The 19,707-nt window shown below is 58.9% G+C and carries 19 protein-coding genes; 4 read left to right on the top strand and 15 right to left on the bottom strand.

Features of this window, described 5'->3' with window-relative positions:
- Positions 1–5 precede the first annotated feature (5 nt).
- The 4 genes from Z947_RS0117910 to Z947_RS0117925 all read left to right on the top strand — a co-directional run bounded on the left by Z947_RS0117910 (position 6) and on the right by Z947_RS0117925 (position 4,992).
- The gene (locus Z947_RS0117910; RefSeq protein WP_025045657.1) at positions 6–1,331 is read left to right on the top strand and encodes a lyase family protein; all 1,326 of its coding nucleotides are present in this window, start codon (positions 6–8) and stop codon (positions 1,329–1,331) included.
- Between the two features lie 3 nt (positions 1,332–1,334).
- The gene (locus Z947_RS0117915; RefSeq protein ID WP_025045658.1) at positions 1,335–2,552 is read left to right on the top strand and encodes a TCR/Tet family MFS transporter; all 1,218 of its coding nucleotides are present in this window, start codon (positions 1,335–1,337) and stop codon (positions 2,550–2,552) included.
- 75 nt (positions 2,553–2,627) lie between these two features.
- Positions 2,628–3,716, top strand: a complete 1,089-nt coding sequence (locus Z947_RS0117920) for a Zn-dependent alcohol dehydrogenase (RefSeq protein ID WP_025045659.1) — start codon at positions 2,628–2,630, stop codon at positions 3,714–3,716.
- Positions 3,717–3,759: 43 nt separating this feature from the next.
- A complete protein-coding gene (locus Z947_RS0117925) occupies positions 3,760–4,992 on the top strand; it encodes a mandelate racemase/muconate lactonizing enzyme family protein (protein WP_025045660.1) in 1,233 nt (410 codons plus the stop codon).
- A 176-nt stretch (positions 4,993–5,168) separates the two neighbouring features.
- Here the strand turns inward: Z947_RS0117925 and Z947_RS0117930 are convergent, their stop codons facing one another.
- The 15 genes from Z947_RS0117930 to Z947_RS0118005 form a co-directional block, all read right to left on the bottom strand.
- On the bottom strand, positions 5,169–5,861 hold the full coding sequence (locus Z947_RS0117930; RefSeq protein ID WP_025045661.1) for an RraA family protein: 693 nt from the start codon (positions 5,859–5,861) through the stop codon (positions 5,169–5,171).
- Positions 5,858–6,988, bottom strand: a complete 1,131-nt coding sequence (locus tag Z947_RS0117935; protein WP_025045662.1) for a cobalamin-independent methionine synthase II family protein — start codon at positions 6,986–6,988, stop codon at positions 5,858–5,860. The genes Z947_RS0117930 and Z947_RS0117935 overlap by 4 nt, the downstream gene beginning before the upstream one ends.
- Before the next feature lies 1 nt (position 6,989).
- Positions 6,990–7,610: a class I SAM-dependent methyltransferase gene (locus tag Z947_RS0117940; protein WP_025045663.1), complete on the bottom strand. Its 621-nt coding sequence runs from the start codon at positions 7,608–7,610 to the stop codon at positions 6,990–6,992.
- On the bottom strand, positions 7,598–8,566 hold the full coding sequence (locus Z947_RS0117945) for a cupin domain-containing protein (RefSeq protein ID WP_025045664.1): 969 nt from the start codon (positions 8,564–8,566) through the stop codon (positions 7,598–7,600). Before Z947_RS0117945 ends, Z947_RS0117940 begins: the two co-directional genes overlap by 13 nt.
- Complete coding sequence (locus Z947_RS0117950; RefSeq protein WP_025045665.1) at positions 8,553–9,191, bottom strand: pyridoxamine 5'-phosphate oxidase family protein; 639 nt, start codon at positions 9,189–9,191, stop codon at positions 8,553–8,555. Before Z947_RS0117950 ends, Z947_RS0117945 begins: the two co-directional genes overlap by 14 nt.
- A gap of 13 nt (positions 9,192–9,204) precedes the next feature.
- Positions 9,205–10,173: a nuclear transport factor 2 family protein gene (locus Z947_RS0117955; RefSeq protein WP_025045666.1), complete on the bottom strand. Its 969-nt coding sequence runs from the start codon at positions 10,171–10,173 to the stop codon at positions 9,205–9,207.
- Between the two features lie 4 nt (positions 10,174–10,177).
- Positions 10,178–11,185 (bottom strand): LacI family DNA-binding transcriptional regulator, encoded by a 1,008-nt coding sequence (locus tag Z947_RS21255; protein WP_037939020.1) that lies wholly within the window; start codon positions 11,183–11,185, stop codon positions 10,178–10,180.
- Positions 11,185–11,952 carry an SDR family NAD(P)-dependent oxidoreductase gene (locus tag Z947_RS0117965; RefSeq protein WP_025045667.1) on the bottom strand — a complete coding sequence of 256 codons (768 nt, stop codon included), beginning with the start codon at positions 11,950–11,952 and terminating at the stop codon, positions 11,185–11,187. Before Z947_RS0117965 ends, Z947_RS21255 begins: the two co-directional genes overlap by 1 nt.
- Positions 11,949–12,995 carry an ester cyclase gene (locus Z947_RS0117970; RefSeq protein ID WP_025045668.1) on the bottom strand — a complete coding sequence of 349 codons (1,047 nt, stop codon included), beginning with the start codon at positions 12,993–12,995 and terminating at the stop codon, positions 11,949–11,951. The genes Z947_RS0117965 and Z947_RS0117970 overlap by 4 nt, the downstream gene beginning before the upstream one ends.
- 66 nt (positions 12,996–13,061) lie before the next feature.
- Positions 13,062–14,390, bottom strand: a complete 1,329-nt coding sequence (gene hisD, locus Z947_RS0117975; RefSeq protein WP_025045669.1) for a histidinol dehydrogenase — start codon at positions 14,388–14,390, stop codon at positions 13,062–13,064.
- Between the two features lie 2 nt (positions 14,391–14,392).
- The gene (locus Z947_RS0117980; RefSeq protein ID WP_025045670.1) at positions 14,393–14,932 is read right to left on the bottom strand and encodes an ester cyclase; all 540 of its coding nucleotides are present in this window, start codon (positions 14,930–14,932) and stop codon (positions 14,393–14,395) included.
- 55 nt (positions 14,933–14,987) lie between these two features.
- Complete coding sequence (locus Z947_RS0117985; RefSeq protein WP_025045671.1) at positions 14,988–16,148, bottom strand: carbohydrate ABC transporter permease; 1,161 nt, start codon at positions 16,146–16,148, stop codon at positions 14,988–14,990.
- A complete protein-coding gene (locus Z947_RS0117990) occupies positions 16,148–17,173 on the bottom strand; it encodes a carbohydrate ABC transporter permease (RefSeq protein ID WP_025045672.1) in 1,026 nt (341 codons plus the stop codon). Before Z947_RS0117990 ends, Z947_RS0117985 begins: the two co-directional genes overlap by 1 nt.
- 121 nt (positions 17,174–17,294) lie before the next feature.
- Positions 17,295–18,515: an ABC transporter substrate-binding protein gene (locus tag Z947_RS0118000; protein ID WP_025045673.1), complete on the bottom strand. Its 1,221-nt coding sequence runs from the start codon at positions 18,513–18,515 to the stop codon at positions 17,295–17,297.
- A gap of 77 nt (positions 18,516–18,592) precedes the next feature.
- A complete protein-coding gene (locus Z947_RS0118005) occupies positions 18,593–19,645 on the bottom strand; it encodes an ABC transporter ATP-binding protein (protein WP_025045674.1) in 1,053 nt (350 codons plus the stop codon).
- Between the last annotated feature and the right edge of the window lie 62 nt (positions 19,646–19,707).

Raw genomic sequence — 19,707 nt, forward strand, 5'->3', positions numbered from 1 at the left:
TGAACATGGCCGCATCGCTTTTTGACAGCCCGCTTTACGCACAGCTTTTTGCCACCTCTGACGCGGGCCGTCTGTTTTCCGACAGCGCTGCAATCCGCGCGATGTTGCTGGTCGAAGGGGCCCTAGCCAAGGTGCAGGGCAATCTGGGCGTGATCCCCGAACTTTCTGCCGCCGCCATCCATCGCGCCAGTTTGGAAATCCAGATCGACCCTGGTGCGATTGCAAAAGCCACCGGCGAGAACGGCGTGTGCGTTCCCGGACTGATCGCCGCCTTTCGCGCGGAAATGAACGCCCCGGAACATGCGCAATTCGTGCATTGGGGGGCGACATCGCAGGATATCATCGACACCGCGTTGATGTTGCGGCTGCGACAGGCGCTCACTCTTGCAGAAGCGGACTTGCGCGAGATCCTAGCCGCATTGGGACAACAAGCCCAAGAGCACGCCCATGTCCCGATGGTCGCGCGCACCTATGGACAACAGGCAACACCGACCTCTTGGGGCGCGGTGCTTGCACAATTCGGAACGCCGCTGCTTGACGCATTGGGGGCACTTGAAGGGGTGCGCAGCTCCTCCTTGTTTGTCTCCCTTGCGGGTGCGGCGGGTACGGGGTCCGCGCTGGGACCAAAAGGTGCGCAAACGCGCAGCGCGCTGGCAGAGGCCTTGGGACTGCATGACCCCGACAGGACGTGGCACACGGATCGCGGTCCGGTGCTGCGCATCACGGATTGGCAGGCACAAGTGGTCGCAGCCCTTGCGCATATGGGTCAGACATTAATCGGCTTGACCGCCAGCGAAGCAGGCGAGGTCAGCTTGGGCGGCACCGGTGTATCTTCAACCATGCCACAAAAGCAAAATCCGGTGCGCCCCTCGGCACTTGTGTCGCTGCAAATTCAGGCCAGCGGGCTCAAGGCCGGGCTACAGGCCGCCGCCATGCATCAACATCAACGCGATGGTGCCGCATGGTTCGCCGAATGGATGATGGTGCCGCAAATGGCGCTTAACCTTGCCGCGGCATTGCAACACGCCAAAGCGCTCAGCGCAGGACTGGCCCCGCACCCGGTTCAAATGCGCGCCGCTCTGGATGGCAATCTGGGACTGATCCACGCCGAAACGCTCAGCTTTGCCTTGGCCGACATCATGCCCCGCCCCGAAGCGCAGGCGGCGTGCAAAGCGCTATGTCTTGAGGCACGCAAATCACAGACCCCCCTGCCAAAACTGGCGCTGGCGGATTACCCCGATCTTGACCCTGACATATTTGATGCGACGAACAGCATGGGCGATGCACCAACGCAGGCGCTTGCCTTTGCCAATCGCGCCTCAGCGCTCTGATCCATGCGCCCTGCCGTTGCGTTTGTGATGATCACCGTGATGATCGATTCGATGGGGATCGGTTTGATGATTCCGGTGATGCCCGACCTTATCCGCGAGGTGAACGGCGGCGATCTTAGTCAAGCCGCCGTCTGGGGCGGGCTTTTGGCCACAACCTTTGCCGTGATGCAGTTTCTGTTCGGCCCCGTACTGGGCGGATTGTCGGACCGGTTTGGGCGCCGGCCTGTGCTTTTGACATCGCTTGCGGTGATGGCGGCAGATTATGTCGTTATGGCGTTGGCGGGCAGCATCTGGTTGCTTTTGCTGGGCCGTGTCATCGGTGGCATCACCGCTGCCACTCATGCCACCGCATCCGCCTTCATGGCCGATATTTCAGCGCCCGAAGAGCGCAGCAAGAACTTTGGCCTGATCGGTGCCGGTTTTGGTGTCGGCTTCCTGCTTGGCCCAACGATGGGCGGCTTTCTGGCCGAATACGGGACCCGAGCGCCGTTTTGGGCCGCGGCAGTTCTGGCAGCAGGCAACTTTATTCTTGGCTGGTTTGTACTGAAAGAAACCCTGCGCCCAGAACATGCACGCTCTTTCGAGTGGCGGCGTGCCAATCCCTTCGGAGCGTTGAAACAGCTTGGAAACCTGCCCGGCGTGCGTCCGCTATTGTTCGTGTATTTCTTCTATAGCGTTGCATTTGCGGTCTATCCTGCGGTCTGGTCCTTCTTTGGGCAGGAGCGGTTTGGCTGGCAACCCTCGGTGATCGGTCTGTCGCTGGCGCTGTTTGGCGTGGCAATGGCCGTGGTGCAGGGCGGGATCATCCGATGGGCACTGGACCGATTGGGCGAACGTGGCACGGTGATTGCGGGCCATTTGTTCGCCATCGGCACGTATATCGGCATCGCGCTGATCCCCTCGGGCCTGATCACATTGGCGCTGACGCCAATCGCTGCCATCGCAGGCGTCATTCCCCCTGCCCTGACCGGCATCATGTCGCGCAAAGTGGCGGACAACGCACAAGGCGAATTGCAAGGGGTGCTGACTTCGGCCAACGCGTTGGCGATGATCCTGTCGCCGCTGGCCATGACGGCCACATTCGCCCAATTCACCCGCGACGGCACCCCGTTTTATCTGCCGGGTGCGCCGTTCCTGCTGGCCGCTGCCTTGATGGTGCTGGCGCTTGGCCTGTTTTTGTTTCGGGTTCACCGGTCGGACGTCACGTCACCAGCGCCATGACAGGTCGCATACGTGCTTGCGCGGCGCATCATTCCCCGTCAGCCTGATCGAAGTACCGACACAGGGGAACGACACATGCCAAAGATCAAAGCCGCCGTTGCACATGAATTCGGCGCACCGCTGGTCATTGAAGACGTCGAATTGCGCGCACCCGCGGGCAGCGAAGTCGAGGTGATACTGGACGCCGTGGCGATTTGCCATTCCGACATCTCTTTTGCCGAGGGCGCGTGGGGCGGATCCCTGCCCGCGGTCTACGGCCATGAGGCGGCAGGACGCGTCAGCGCCGTTGGCGCAGGCGTGCGTGGATTGGCGGCAGGCGACAGCGTGATCGTGACATTGATCCGCGCCTGCGGTACCTGCCCCTCTTGTGCGGGCGGTAAACCGACGGTGTGCGAAACCCCTTACGACGGCGATCACGGACCGCTGAAAACCGCCGATGGTGGCAAGTTGCATCAGGCGATGGCGGCGGGTGCTTTTGCCGAAAAGGTCGTGGTGGAACAGGCGCAAGTGGTCAAGATTTCCGATGACATCCCCAAAGATGCAGCGGCGCTGATCGCTTGTGGCGTGATCACCGGTGTGGGTGCGGTGGTTAATGCCGCCGGTCTGCGCGCCGGTCAGGATGTGGTAGTGATCGGTGCCGGCGGTGTCGGACTGAACGCCATTCAGGGCGCACGGATTGCCGGTGCCCGCCGGATCGTGGCCGTCGACATGAGCGAGGAAAAGCTGGCCGTCGCCAAAGAATTTGGTGCCACCGACGGGGTGCTGGCATCACAGGCGAAGCCATGGCGCGCAGCCCTCAAAGCGATGGGCCGCGGCGCTGACGCGGTGATCGTAACGGTCGGCGCAATTCCGGCCTATGACGCGGCCCCGCGCTATCTGGCAGGCGGCGGCAAGGTGATCATGGTGGGCATGCCCCATTCGGGCGACATGTCCAGTTACGAACCGGTAACGATGGCCTTTATGGGCCAAGGCATGGTGGGGTCCAAAATGGGCGATGTGGTGATCCAGCGCGATATTCCGTGGATGGTCGACCTTTATCTGCAAGGGCGGCTGAAGCTGGACGAGTTGATTTCCGACCGCTGGTCGCTGGATCAGATCAACGAAGCGATTGCAGACACAAAAACCGGTGCTGCACGGCGCAACGTGATCATGTTCAACCGCTAAACCGGCGCGCCAACCTATCCCTACTTCCGTGAAAGGCACCGCAATGAAACTGCAGGACCTCGACGTTATCATAACCGCGCCCCCTGCCCCCGGTTGGGGCGGGCGTTACTGGATCCTTGTTAAGGTAACCACCGACACCGGCATCACCGGCTGGGGCGAATGTTATGCCGCCTCAATCGGGCCAGAGGCCATGCGCCATGTGATCGAGGATGTCTTTGCCCGTCACATGCAGGGCGAAAACCCGGAAAACATCGAACGCATGTTCCGCCGCGTCTATTCCTCGGGCTTTACCCAGCGCCCCGATCTGACCGTCATGGGGGCGTTTTCAGGGCTTGAAATTGCCTGTTGGGACATATTGGGTAAGGACCGCGACCGCCCCGTCTACGCCTTGCTGGGCGGCGTCATGAACGAACGGATCCGCGCCTATACCTATCTATATCCGCTGCCCCATCACGATCTGACAGAGTTCTGGACCTCACCGGAAATGGCTGCCGAATCCGCAGCCGACTGCGTTGCGCGCGGCTATACAGCCGTCAAATTCGACCCTGCGGGGCCCTACACCATGCGCGGCGGGCATATGCCGGCGATGTCCGACATCAGCCAATCCGTCGCTTTTTGCAAGGCCATCCGCGAAGCTGTAGGCGACAGGGCGGACCTGCTGTTTGGCACCCACGGCCAGTTTTCGACAGCGGGTGCAATCCGCTTGGGCCAAGCTATTGAACCCTACTCCCCGCTTTGGTTCGAGGAACCGATCCCGCCGGACAACACCGGCGAAATGGCCAAGGTCGCGAGTGCCGTGCGTATTCCTATCGCCACCGGCGAACGCCTGACCACCAAAGCCGAATTCGCTCCTGTGCTGCGCTCTGGCGCCGCGACGATACTGCAACCGGCGCTGGGACGCGCAGGTGGTATTTGGGAGATGAAGAAGGTCGCGGCCATGGCCGAAGTCTATAACGCACAGCTCGCGCCGCATCTGTATGCGGGTCCGGTGGAATGGGCCGCAAACATCCATCTGGGCGTCAGCATCCCCAACCTGCTGATGGCGGAAACCATCGAAACACCTTTCCATGACCAGCTGATCAAAAGCAGCCTGCGGGTCGAGGACGGGTTTATCACCGCCCCGACCGCCGCCGGTCTGGGGATCGACGTGGACGAAGAACTGGCGCGCAGCCATCCGTATACCGGTGAGGGGTTGCATCTGGAAATGCGGGATGCGCCCTGTGATTACGTCAACGGCAACGCGTTTGAAGGCGGCGCGCCTGCGCCCAAAACCTGACGCGGTTGCGGCCAGCAGACGAGGCGTGCCGCAGATGTGCCGACCCGACCAGCCCGCCTGTATGAGTCTAAGAGCAAGATGAAACGACGCCTTCGCCCTTCATCTTGCCTGTAATCTCAAAAACAATGGTCGCCCTGAACACACCGTCCGCAGCTGTTAAAGCAACTGCTCTGCCCTCAGGTGCGCGAGGCCTCGAAAGCCGCCCATGCCGTTTCAAACTCGGCAAATCCGATGCGCTTGCCCTTGGTTGCGTCCAGCACCACCTTTTCCGATTTGAACAGCTGGGCAATCGCCGCCTCAAGACGTGGAATAACATCATCCGGGATCACCACAGCACCGTGGCGGTCGGCATGGATCAATGCGCCCGGTGCAACGCGCATGCCCATCACCTCAATCGGCGTATCAAAATCGATGACATGTACAAAACCGTGGCTTGGCCCCACAGATCCCGCGACGACCGTGAACCCATCAGGCAGATCGCCCAGATCACGCATCACACCGTTCGTAAGCGCGCCGGTCAATCCGAAAGCTTTGTGAACATTGGTGTTTATTTCACCCCAAAAGGCACCGATGGCGTTCGGCACATCCATGTCCTGCACCACGGCAACAGCGGGGCGCGGACCCTGCGACATATATTTGTAGTAGGCCATGCGCCGTGCTTTGATCACTTCGGGCGGCTCTGACGGCGGGGTCACCGCCGCAATGCGGGCCGTGCGGGCGTAGCCCACCATCACCCCGTCCAAGGCGGAGGCAAACATGGTACCGCGTGTGAAATCGTCAAAGCCACGCTTGCCCTGCGCCACCTCGATGGCGTTGCAGACCGTGGGGGTATCGACCCGTTTCAGCAGATCAAACAAGCTGTCCTTCATGTTCTCTCTCCGGCCAAACGCGCACCCTGCGCCATAGCTTCCAGCTTGGCATAGGCGATTTGCGGATCGACCGCGCCGAAGCCTGCAAAGGTGCCGAAACCACAATCACTGCCGGCAATCACACGCTCTTGGCCGACGATATCCACAAAGCGTTCGATCCGTTGCGCCACGACCTCGGGATGTTCGACGAAATTGGTTTTTGTATCGACCACCCCGGGCACCAGCACCTTGTCATCGGGAATATCAGCGCGGCGATCGCGGAACACTGTCCACTCATGGGCATGGCGCGGATTGGAAGTTTCGAACAACACATATCGCGCCTTTGCGCCCATCAGCGTATCGAACACCTTGTCCATACCAATGTCACAGACATGGGGGCCTTCGTAATTCCCCCAACAGATATGAATGCGCACGCGGTCCTGCGGCACATCCTGCAAGGCATGGTTCAAGGCCTCAACATGGCCGCCCGCGATTTTCAGGAATTCTGCGTCTGTCAGATCGTTGAACAACATGTGGCGAGATAGGGCGAGGTCGGGGCAATCCAGTTGGACATCCAGCCCCGCGGCCACGATCGTCTCGTACTCCGCCTTCATCGCGTCGGCCAAAGCGGCCAGATAGGCGTCTCGGGTTTTGTAATAATCGTTCTGTAAGAACAGGGAAATCACCCCCGGCGAGGCCGCATTCATAAAGCCGCGTTCAACGCCGTGGGTCGCCATTGCATCCTTGAGGTTGGCAATGTCCTTTTGCAATTCGCCCTGCCCTTTGCTTTTCACCTCACCGGTGCACATCGGACGGGCGTATTGCGGGGTGCCCCCGTCATCTGCCAGACGTTTCAGGAACGACGGGAATTGTTTAAGGTCTGCGGGCGCATTGCGGGGACTGTCACCCGAGAAACCGGTGTAGCGGTCTTTCACGTAAGTGGCGTAACTGATTTTGGAGGTCTCGCCATCACTCACGATATCGACGCCCGCCGCCACCTGCCGCGCCACAGTTTCTGCGACGGCAGTGGTCATGCAGGTGTCGAACGCCTGTGGGTCGTATGGGGCTTCATTCTCGCGGGCAAAGATAAAATCAACGACCTCCTGTTTGCGCGGCAACGATCCGACATGGGTGGATTTGATAGTCATTTCAGATGTCCTTGTCTTTATGGGCCATCAGCACAGAATGCTGTTGGGTTTCAGGATCTTCGGCCAGAAATCCGGTCAAACGCAGGCCACAGTTTTCAAGCGCCGTTGCATATTCCGCTGGGGAAAGGGACGCGTGATAAACCGTTTCGCCGCCTACGGTGCCGGTGGTTTCGCCCTCGCGCGGGCCCACAGTCACCAGCAATGTGCCCCCCGTTTTGAGATGGCGGGCAAAGCGGGGCAGCACCACGCGCTGTTCGTCCTGTGTAAGATGGAAAAAGCTATTCCACGCGATCAACCCGTCAAAGCATTCCCCCAGTTCAAGGGACCGCATGTCCGCCAGCCTCCAGTCACCGGAAGGCCAGCGGTCACGCAGGATGTCCAGCATAGGTGGGGAAAAATCGGTCCCCGTGACAGAAAACCCTTCCGCGATGAACCACCGCGCAATGGGATCGCCGCTGCCACAACCCACATCCAGAACGCGACCACCGGGCGGCAGACAGGCCGTGAAACGGGCCAGCCAACGGGCCTCGAACAGGGACTTCGACCTTTGGGCGTCAAAGGTCGAGGCCTGCCTGTCATAGACATCGCGCGTCTGGTTTGCCGGGTCGCTTACCCTTTCCACGTCGGTCCCGCTGCATCGTCCGTGCCGATAATGTGGTAAAGCGCCGCCTCGCCGGTCATGGCCGGCACGGCGGTATGATCAAGATTTTCGGGCACCGACATGGTATCACCCGGAGCCAGTGTGGCGGAACCGCCCTCATAATCAACGCGCCAATGTCCTTTGACCGGCATCAGCACAGACGGGCGATCGTGCCGGTGGGGCTGCGCACGGGCAGAGGCACGCGTGAGCAGATCGATCTCAAAGCCGGGCTTGTCGCGGATGATCCCCTGCGCACCGATCACCTTGCACGGCGTGCCGGATTGGGCCAATGCCACCATATCAAGGTAGCGGCGCACATATCCGCCAACCACCTGCATCGGCGACGGCGTATCGACCTGCGCCAATTCATCAGCCGTCAGCAAGGGCATCGGGTCCACCCCGTCAGGCAATGTCTGTCCCTGCTTGCTATCATAAAGCTTGCCATCGTTCCCCAGAACCAGCCCGTGCGCGCGGGCATCTTCGATCACATGCGGTGCCCAGATCACGCCCCCGCCGGCATCGTCACCGCCCAGCACAGCCATGATCATTCCGTAATCGGTGCCAACGTTTTCAAACCCGCGAAAGATGTTGGTTGGAATGTTAAAGATATCGCCCTCTTCAAGGATCACCTCGCCCGCATCGCCATGTTCGCCCCAAAAGAACCGCCAGCGGCCTTTGAGAACAAAGAACACCTCGGCCGTACGGTGGTTGTGCAACGAGTTACGGCATTTAGGCGGCTGACCTGCTGCCCCGATGTTAAATCCGTGCGGCAGTGCGATATGCACATGCTGGTCGGGGCTTTCCGACACACCGCCCCCGATGATCGTGAAGTTTTCCTTTTGATCGCTGCCGGGCGTGTGGGCGTCGATAAATGCGGTCTTGCAAGGGCGCAGATCGCCGTAACGTACGATCCGGTTTTCCATTTCAATCGGGGTCATTTCTGGTCCTTAGTTGATCACGCAGCCTGGCCACTTCGGCCTCAAGCTCGGTATTGCGGGTCTCCAGCCGCGAAAGTTCCGGCCCGACGAGGGCTGTCATCTCGGCTGTGTCAAATCGGGGTGTGATGAATTGCGGGCAGTTCCAGTCCCACGCAGCAACGCGGATAAGCATCACGCGTTGCACCCGCCCCTGTCCTTCGGTGGACAGCTGCGCGACAAGATCGGGCGCTTCTTCGGCGTTAAGCAGCGTCGCGTGCCCCTGTAGTTTCAGCCGCGTCTGCCGCGCGTAATCTATTGCGAAAACCGAGATACGGTCGTCACCGGCAAGATTGCCCTTGGTAATCACCTGCCGGTTGCCAAGATAATCGGCAAACCCGATGGTGAAGGGGTCCAGCACCTTGAGAAATCCCACAGGGCCGCCGCGGTGCTGGATATACGGCCAGCCCATGCTGTTCACCGTGGCAATATAAAGCGTGCTACGGGCCGTCAGAAACGCCTGTTCCGGTTGGCCGAGCGGCTCATCCTGTTTTGCCTGATAGCGGGCGTCATATTTGCCCTTGCTGCCGATCTCGGCCTGCTGGGCCAATACGTCGGGCGTGAACATGATATCTGCGTAAGACGTCATCGTCGTGCCCCGCTCAGCCGGTTTGCAGCAATATCTGTTTCCAGATCATCGCGTCGTCATAAAGTGTGTATTCGCGCCGCAATCCCCAAGGGCCGAATTCCGCGTGACTGATGCCCAGCACGTAAACCTCCTTGCCAGTCGGTGTGCCAAACGCGCCCCACCCGTCATGCTTGCCCGTCAAGGACCAGCGCACCGCAGCGCGCGGCGGCATCAAGGGATCATCCCGCCCGATCGCGTGATCGATCTTGAATTCGGCGTTCGGGAAGGACGCGCGCAATCCCATCCAGAATGCATCAACCGATCCGTGACTGTGGCCCGTCGCCCCACCGGGATATTGCGTCACCACCGCGCGGTCGTATTCCGACGGGATCAGCGCCATATCGGCCCCCATGATCGCGGTCAGGATATCCGCGTATTTTTGCCCCCACGGGTTGTCATTACCGCGCCCCTTATACGGGCCCGGCTGATCAATTGCCGGTGTCAAAGGGCGCGTGCAATGATCCGGCCCGCCTTCGCGTTCGATCAGATCAGCGGCGTATTGTTTCGGCTCCTGCCCCATTTGCCGCAGGATTGCGCCCTGATCGCGGATCAACCATTCATCATTGATCTGATTGTTGATCGCGTGACAGTCGGCCATGATCCGGTAGACCAGTTTCTTGCCCGTCGCGGTCCCGTACACTCCGTCATTCATGTGGGTCGCTGTCGATAACAGCCGGTGCGAGGACAACATCCCCTGCTCGGGCGTGCCCGACCAGATCACGTCTTCGCCCAACAGCGTGCGGTCGGGAAACTCCGCCAATGTTGCCATCGTCGCCCCGATCACCGATTTATTGCCAATGACCACCGATCCCGGAGAGCGCACCACAATATCATCCGAGTAGTACCGGTGCAGGGTCGCAATCCCGCGATCTTCCCAGATTTCCTTGGTGATGCCGATGATGTAGTCGGGGAAGTCTTTGAATTTAGGGTCAAACCCTTGCATGTCGTTATCCTTGTAGTGTGCGGGCAGAGCCGCGAATGATCAAAGGTCCGTCGATGCAAATCCGCTGCGGCGGCGCGTCGACATTTTCAATACGAGTCATCAAAAGTTCGATGGTTTTGGACACCATTTCATTGGCGCGCTGGCGCACCGTGGTCAGGTTGTAACTGGGCCATGCCGCGATTTGCACATCGTCATAGCCGACAACGGACACATCGTCGGGAACGCAAATTCCCAATTCAAAGCGCAGCACATCCATCACGGCAAAGGCCATGTGATCGTTGGTCACAAACACCGCTTCGGGGGGATCGTCACGATCAAACATCGCCCGTGCCGCATCCTGCGCCGTTTCGAAATCGAAGTTTCCGATAGAGCGCATGGCCAGTTTGATTCCCCCGGCCATCAACCCCGCTTTAAACCCCGCCTCGCGGTCAATCTGCGTTGATGCGCCTTCCCACCCTGCAATATGTCCGATCCTGCGATGCCCGCCGGCAAGCAAAAACTCGGCCAGCTTGCGCCCGCCTGCCATATTGTCAGAAGTCACGCTGGACAGCCGGTCGTCAAACTGGTCGCGGTTGAACAGGACAATCGGGATACCGGCATCCTCGCACCGCCGTGTCAGGTCGTTGGACACCCCGACAGAGGCAATGACAATCCCGTCCACCTGATAATCCAGCAGCTCGTCAATCACCGTCTGCGTCGCGTCGTTGTCGTTGGACGCCATAAACACCAGCACGTGATATCCTTGCGCTTGCAGGCTTTTGGACAGGCGTTCGATCGCTTCGGGATAGAACTGGTTCTCAAGGTACGCGACCACCAGACCGATGATACGGCTGCGTCCGGTGATCAGACTACGGGCCAGCACATTAGGACGATACCCCAGTGCGCGTGCCGCCGTGCGTACCTTGGTCGCCGTCGCAGGGCTGACACTGGCACCCGGCGTGAAAACGCGGCTTACCGCCGAGCGGCTGACCCCCGCCAGCGCTGCCACATCAATAGAAGTCACTTTTGCCATCAGTCCGCCGTCCAGCCCCCGTCCACCATCATTGCTGTTCCCGTCACCATCGCTGACGCGTCAGAGGCCAGAAATAATGCCGCCCCCATGATGTCTTCGACCTCGGCCACACGTGGCAATTTGATCTTGTCCATGATCCATGCAAACCGTTCGGGATTGTCGAACGTGGGTTGGGTCAGGGCCGTGCGCACAAAGGTCGGGCAAATCGTGTTAATCCGTATACCCGCCTTGCCCCATTCAACGGCCATCGCTTTGACCATGCCCTCAACCGCGTGTTTGGAGGTGCAGTAAACCGATCGCTCGATGCCGCCCACATGCCCCATCTGGCTCGAGATATGGATGATCGAGCCGCCCTTGCCCGCCGCAATCATGCCCTGCGCCGCTTCGACCGACAGAAAATACGCCGCCCGTACATTCACATTCATCACCGCATCAAAATCCTCTGGCGTGGCGTCAAGCGCTGGCGCATGGCGCGCCATGCCAGCGGCGTTCAGCACGACGTCAAAGGTTTCTTGCGCCTTCATCGCAGCACTCAGGGCCGGTTGATCGGCAATGTCCAGTTCCAGGGCCTCCGCCGAAAAACCCTTGGCAGTCATGGCACTGACCAGCTTCTCCAACACATCACCCCGGCGCGCGGCGCAAACCACATGGGCACGGGCCTCGGCCAGCGCCACCGCACAGCCCAATCCAATGCCCGAGGAGGCACCGGTGACCAAGGCCCGCTTGCCCGTCAAATCGAATTTGGGCGTCTGGGGAAGGGTTTTCACAATGCGACTCCTGTGTCTGGATCAAAGCCCGCGCGCGCCTTGTTGAATTCCCGCATGCGCGCAAAGACATCGACGCCGATTTGGTCATAGACGTGGAGCAGGTCCACCAACACCCAATTCTCCCGGATCAGCCCCTGCTCGATCCGCCAGAAATCAAGACTGCGCATCTGCACCTTTTGCCCCGCGGGCGCGATGCCCAGCCATCCGTCGCAGGTGATCGACTGTGACATATCCGGCCATCCCGTGACGGCGGCATAATTGCGGTCCCCGAAGAAGTGGAACGTCACCTCATCGCTGTTCAACCCCCGATCCGGCATGGCATTCAAAAACGGGATCTGGTGCCAATTACGAAACCCCTTGATGCCGCGCGCCGTGCCGATCCCCGCAGGCCCGTACCACGTCATACGCGGGTGCCAGAAGCGCGGCATCTGCATCACCTCGGGCCCTCCCTGGCTGGGATAGCGCTGCAAATGGTCCAGCATATCCACGACAAGCTGGCAACTCGCAGCCCCCAGTGCCGCATCATAAGGCGCGGCCACAATCCCGTCATTGCTCGCCGGTGCCGGCACATGCCACTCGCGCCCCAGCGACGGCACCATCGGCCAGGCCCCGGCCTGCATCATCACCTCGGGAATATCCCAAAGCGCCTGCATCTCCACCACCTTGCCCTCAACCACACGGTAAAATTCGTGAAACCGCATGTGCACCAGATGCCCTGTCGGCGGAATGTCCAACCACGGCCCCACAAATGTTCCGCAATAAAATCCGCCGCAGCCGATCCAGTCGTCCGCTTGCGCCGTTGGCCCCGCCATCACGATATGATCGCGCCTTTCCAGATCCGGCACCGCCGCAAACAAGGGCGCATAGACCGCATCGAAATAGGCATCCACACCAACGATGGTTTCAAAGGGAAACGCCAGACGGAACACCACGTCCGGCGCACAGATTTCATGCAAAGCCGCGCGCACGGCAACTGCATCAAAATCATACATCGCAGCCCTTAACCCCGCGAATGTTGTCTTATGCCCTGTCGGCCTGTCCATTCTTCATCTTGCCTTTAAATTTCGGAAAGTTTGAGGGTCAGCACCTCTCAAAGATCGCAAAGCGATCTAATCCGCCGCCCTCAAAACCGGCGCGCCTTCACCATAAGGCACATTCACCCCGCCATAGCGCCGCACCCTGACGTTGCACTGCTCGGCGTGCCCGACGAAGCCTTCCAACATACACAACCGCGACCCATAGGCCCCGATCTCTGCCGCAGCCTCATCTGTAGTGATTTTCTGGTAAGAGTGGGTTTTCAGATATTTACCAACCCAAAGCCCCCCCGTATAGCGCCCCGCCTTTTTGGTCGGCAAAGTATGGTTGGTCCCGATCACCTTATCCCCGTTAGCAACATTGGTGCGCGCGCCAAGGAACAGCGCCCCGTAACAGGTCATCTTTTCCAAAAACCAGTCGTCGCGGTCGGTCATCACCTGCACGTGTTCGGATGCAATATCATCCGCCACCGCCAGCATCTCGTCATAGGTGTCACAGACAATCACCTCGCCGTATTCCTCCCAAGACACCCGCGCTGTGCCCGCCGTTGGCAAAACCTCCAGCAGCCGGTCAATCTCTGCCAAGGTTTCATCAGCAAGCTTGCGCGAATTCGTGAGCAAAACGCAGGGGCTGTTATACCCGTGTTCCGCCTGCCCCAGCAAATCCGTTGCACAGATTTCCGCATCCACGGTTTCGTCAGCAATCACCATTGTTTCCGTCGGTCCCGCGAACAGATCAATGCCGACACGACCGAACAACTGCCGCTTGGCCTCCGCAACAAAGGCGTTCCCCGGTCCGACAAGCAGATGCACAGGATCAATCGTTTCCGTGCCGATGGCCATGGCCCCCACAGCCTGTATACCGCCCAGCACGTAAATCTCGTGCGCGCCGCCAAGGTGCATCGCCGCGATCACCGCCGGGTTCGGTTCGCCGTCGAAAGGCGGCGTGCAGGCGATGATGCGCGGCACCCCTGCCACCGCAGCCGTTGCCACCGACATATGCGCCGACGCCACCATCGGGAATTTGCCACCCGGCACATAACAGCCCACCGATTGCACCGGAATGTTCTTATGCCCGAGGATCACGCCCGGTTGCATTTCAACCTCGATGTCCAGCATGGAATCGCGCTGTGCCTGTGCAAAGCGGCGCACGTTCTCTTGCGCAAACTTCAAATCGGCCATCTCTTGCGGGGAAACGCGGGCGATCAACGCCTCAATCTCTGCCGCGCTCAACTTGAAAGCGGGCGGCGCATAGCTGTCGAACTTTTGCGACAACTCCCGCACGGCAGCATCCCCGCGCACTTCGATGTCTTTCAGCGTCGCCTCGACCACGTCACGTGTACGCGCATCGTCTTCGCTGCGCGCGTCATCCGGTTTGCCGCGCTTGAGATAGGTGACTGCCATTCTTAAACCTCTTTATTGTCGGGACGGGGCGGCGTTTTCTCTCCGCGATCAAAGGCTTCCCAGCCCTCTCCGCCAAAAACATCTACACCGAGCTGCGCCAGTACATGAGGGAAATCGACCATCACCCAATTGTCCTCGATCTTGCCCTCACTGACTTTCCAGAAATCCATATAGCGGATTTCGATACGCTTGCCGGTTGGTGCCACGCCCATGAATTCACCCGAATGGGTCGCCTCCTGACGGCCAAAGGCCGCCGCCCATTCGCCCATGAACATGCGCGCCTCATCCACGCAAACCTTGTCCGAAAATGCGGCCTGAAACGGACGTTGCCAGTTATCCTGAAACGCCTTTAGCCCCGTTTTCGTGCCGCAGCCGGTATTGCCCATCCATCTAAAGCTCTCGTGGAAGAATGCGCCGATCCCGTCAATGGTGTGGTCATTCAACCCGTCCACCATGCCTTCGATCACGCGCTTGGTCTCGGCAGTTTTGCTCATATCCGTGTCGCGCGTCAGCACCGCCTGTTCTGGTCTGGCCCCTTTCATCCGCGCACCACAGGCTTTTGCAAAAGCCTCCCCAAAATTCGTTCCCGAATTTGCTTCATCCCTTCACCGCTCCCGCTGTTAATCCACTGACAATCTGACGCTGGAAAACCATGACCAGCAAAAACAACGGCGCGGTGATCGACACCGCAGCCGCGACCGCTTCGACCTGATCTGTTGTGGTGGTCTCGCGGTTGAAATAACCCGCAATCGCCGGGACCATCGTCTGGTTCTGCGCATCCAGCAGCAACGAAGTCACAAGAAAATCGTTGTATCCCAGCAGAAAGCTGAACAGCCCCGTGGTGATGACACCGGGCCACATCACCGGCATGATCACACGGCGAAATGCCTGAAAATGCGAACAGCCATCTACGCGCGCAGCTTCATCCAACTCTGCTGGAATGTTCTGGAAGAATGATCGCAGCATCCATATCGTAAACGGCTGGTTGATCGACACCAACACGGCAATCACCGCCCAGGGTTGACCATAAAGCGTTGGCGACAGATCGCCAAAGATCGGCCGCAGAATTTCGGCGGAGTTGATGAACCACGGCAAATATCCCGCCACCAAAACCGAATGCGGCAAAGCACGGAAAATCAGCGCGAGGATCAGCAACCAGAATGCGAGATCCGAGCCCGACCGCGCCAACCCGTATCCCGCAAGCGTGCCCACTGTCAGCGAAATCGTCACAACACCGGCCGTCACCAACATCGAGTTCATAAAATTACGATAGAATTCGTTTTCGCCCCAGACGGCGACGTAATGCTGCGTGGTAAAGCCAACAACCGGCTGCCCCAAGGGGCCAAGCACCGCATTCAAAGGTTCAAGGACCAGCGGCAAAAGGCCAAAGAAGAGCAACAAAAACACCAGGCCATAAACCGCCGCTCCCAAGAGCCAGCCAAGCACGGTCCAGCCTGCGGGGCTGTAGCGGTTCACCAGTTGTGGCAACCGCGTGAACATCCAGCGAATAGCGACGTACAAAACCGCCAGTCCCGCAAGCAGATCAAGGATCGACAGCCCATCGCCGCGCGCCAGAGTATTGGGACCAAAAATCACACTCCACGGATTTTGAGCAAAGGCATCGACCGGCGATTTCACACTCATCACCGCAATCCACAGGATCGGGAAAGCAGCGATCGCGCACCAGAACACCAGAAACGTGTTTGAGGAAAGCCGCAGGGCGAGCGACTGGCGCATGGCTTTGGACGTGGTGCTCATCAGTGCGCGCCTCCTTTGTGGTCCCGCCACGTGCGGCGCAGCGGCAAGATCAACAGCAAAACAATCCCGATCATCGTCAGCATGGCGCTGGCCGACGCCCGTGCAATCGCCCTGTTGCCTGCATCATCCGGCGTCAGGAAATCAACGGTCAGCCACTGCAGCGAAATAACATGGGCCTGTGATCTGAAACCGATGATCTCGTCAAACACACGATAACAATCCATCAAATGGATCAGCGCGATAAACACGATCAGGGGCATCAGATGGGGGATGATCACATGGCGCAGACGTTCCCAACGCGACGCGCCGTCGATCACGGCCGATTCCAGTGTGTCCATGTTCACGGTCTGTAAACCCGCGTAGAAAATCACAAAGGCAAAGGGCGCGACGTGCCAAACGCGGTAGAAGTACATTAGTAATTCAATCGTCCAGGCCTGCGCGAACATAGAGATATTGGTGCCTGTCCACTGCTCCATCATCGCAGTCAAAATGCCGTCGCCCACAAACAACCAGTAGATCGACAGCGACCCGATGACCGGTGTGATAATGAAGGGCAGCAGCGATATGAAAATCACCGGTCCGCGCAACGCTCTGGCGGCATTGTTAACCGTCAGCGCGATCAGCAATCCAACCCCGATCACCAGTGGCAGCGTCAACAGGGTGAACATCAACGTGAACCGCAGCGCCTTCCAAAAGTCGATTTGCAGGATTTCGCGGAACTGGCCGGAGCCGAGGGCGTTCCAGACCTTATCCATTTGCAGAACGTTGCGATAGCTTTGCAGGCCGACCCATTGCGTTGTTGTCTGGATCTTACCGTCATCCCCGATAACCGGCACGGTTTTCAGCTCTGTCACACAGGTTTGCGTGATGAAACCGGGCGTGCATGTTTCGACCTCAAGCTGTTGCATCACAGGTTGGGTAATCTGGAATGACTGAATGAAAACCGACACCAAAGGCAGCGCAATAAAGAGAAACATCATAAAGACGGAGGGGCCAATGAAGGCAAAGAAGGTCTTGGATTTCACAGGCTTCCCTTTCTTTCTTGATGTCTTGGATGAGCTTGGCTGCAGGCATCGCAATGCCCCCGGCGAAACACATCATCAGGGGGGCGCGGGCAGGTCGGATGGCACCGACCTGCCCTAAAGCTTACTTTAGCACACCGGCCTCTTTGGCAGCGGTGGCATAGGCTTCTTCAATCGCAACAAGTGTTGCTGCGGCATCGCGCTCACCGGTCAAAAAGGCCGGAATTTCGTTGCCGAGCGCGGTATGCAACAGGCCCATCTGCGTGGTGGACGGATAGGCAGGCGGCGCGGGGTTTGCGGTTGCTGTGGCAATTGCACCTTCCGACAGAGGGCCGGGTGTGAAACCGGGCACCAGCCAGATCGCGGCGTCATTGTTGGCCGTGACCATCTCTGTGTCCATGCCTTCCATCGCAAGCTTAAAGGCCGCATCTGCCTCTTCATCGGAAATATTGGCGGCAACCACGATACCGTCCCACCACAACGTCGTGGCAGGCGCACCCCCCGCCATCGCAGTCGGTGCCGCGGCCATCTTGACCTTGCCGACAACCTGACTTTCGGCTTCGTCATTCATCGCCCCTGCGCGGGACGCCCAAAGGTTCGCCATTGCGATTTTGCCCTGCTGGAACTGCTGCTGCACATAGGTTGAATCGCTCACAAGAACTTCGGGGTCCATGAATTCCATACCCGCTTTCATTGTTTCAAGTGCCTTGAGGCCAGCATCGGAATTCACGGCGGTCGTGTTGTCCGCGTTGAACAGATTGCCGCCAAAACCGGGATACATGTTCACGAATTCTTGCGCGAGGTTCCAACCGGATTTCATCGTCGCACCCAATGGATATTCGACCACACCCGCTTCCTTGATCTTAGCCGCTGCGGCATAGACCTCGTCCCAAGACGTGGGCGTGGCAATGCCCAGATCAGACAGAATATCCTCACGGTACATCAAGTGCTGTGTGTTCACCATCATTGCGACGGCCATGATTTTGCCGTCGATGCGGATCAACTGGTTGGGCGTCAGGTTCGCACCGTATTTCGCGACCAGATCATCCAGCGGGCGGATCGTTTCTGCGTTCAGCAGCGGTGTCACAGTGCCGTTCGATACGCCACCAAGGTGATAGAGTGACGGGTTCGCTTCAAAAGCTGCGGGTTGTTTCGTGCGGAATTCCTGATCCAGCTCCGCTTGAAAATTGCCGCATTCGGCCATCGCATCAGTGACCGCTTTCCATGCTTCGAACCCTGCCGACAACATTTTGACTTCGGTCTTGTTTTCATAGGAACATGCTGCAAATGCAGTGCTTCCCATCAAGCTAATCGCACCTGCAAGTGCTAGTTTTTTCAACATCATTTTGCAAACTCCCTGTTGCATTTCATTGGGTGCACCTTGCAAGACTGCACCTGCCTTTTCCCCATTCGGGGACGTCCCTAACCCAAACTGATCCGCGCGCCTGTGGCTTTATCAAACACATGACAAATATCCGCCGGCACAGAAAACGACACAGCATCCCCGATGCCCGCGCGATATTCCTTATGCGCTTTGACCGACACCATCTGCCCGCCCGCCTTGACCGCCAACATGACCGCATCCCCAAGCAATTCGATGGTATAAACCGGTGCATTGATCTGTGCCGGTGCGTCGACCACATCCGCATCCTCTGCACGAAAGCCCAAGGTGACCTCGCCATCGGCAGCCCTAAGCCCCTCAATGCGCACGTTCGCCCCTTCGAAAACACCACCGCGGATCGTGCCGTCCATCAGGTTCATCGCAGGTGACCCGATGAAGGATGCCACAAAGGTATTCGCGGGATTGTCATAGATTTCCGTTGGGGTGCCGACCTGCTGAATACGCCCTTGCTTCATCACGACGACGCGGTCGGCGAGCGTCATCGCCTCGATCTGGTCGTGGGTTACGTAAACGGTCGTCACCTTCAGCTCATGGCTGAGGTTCTTGATCTGTGCCCGCGTGCTGACCCGCAGTTTGGCATCCAGATTGGACAGCGGTTCGTCCATCAGAAAAACGTTGGGTTCGCGCACAATCGCCCGCGCCAGGGCCACCCGCTGGCGCTGTCCGCCCGACAGTTCAGCAGGCTTGCGATGCAGGAAATCATCAAGTTCGACCATGGCACTGGCGCGGCGCACCCGCGCGTCATGGGTCGCGGGATCCGCTTTGCGCACCTTCAGCGGGAACCGGATGTTCTCGTAAACATTCATATGCGGGTACAACCCGTATGACTGGAACACCATCGCAACATCGCGGTCTTTCGGGTCCAGATCGTTCACCACCTTGCCGTCGATGATGATCTCGCCCTCGGTGATGTCCTCAAGCCCTGCAATCATCCGCATGGTTGTGGTTTTGCCGCAGCCCGAAGGGCCGAGCAGCACCAGAAACTCCTCATCCGCGATTGTCAGGTCAAAATTTTCGACACCAACAAAACTGCCCCAACGTTTGTTGATATTGCGCAGTTGAATTTCAGCCATGGATGTCCCTTTCGACCGACCAGCAGCGGTACCAATCATACGTTCGGTCAAGTCGGGAACAT

The sequence above is a fragment of the Sulfitobacter geojensis genome (genome assembly GCF_000622325.1).
In the GTDB taxonomy this organism is placed as follows: Bacteria; Pseudomonadota; Alphaproteobacteria; order Rhodobacterales; family Rhodobacteraceae; genus Sulfitobacter; species Sulfitobacter geojensis.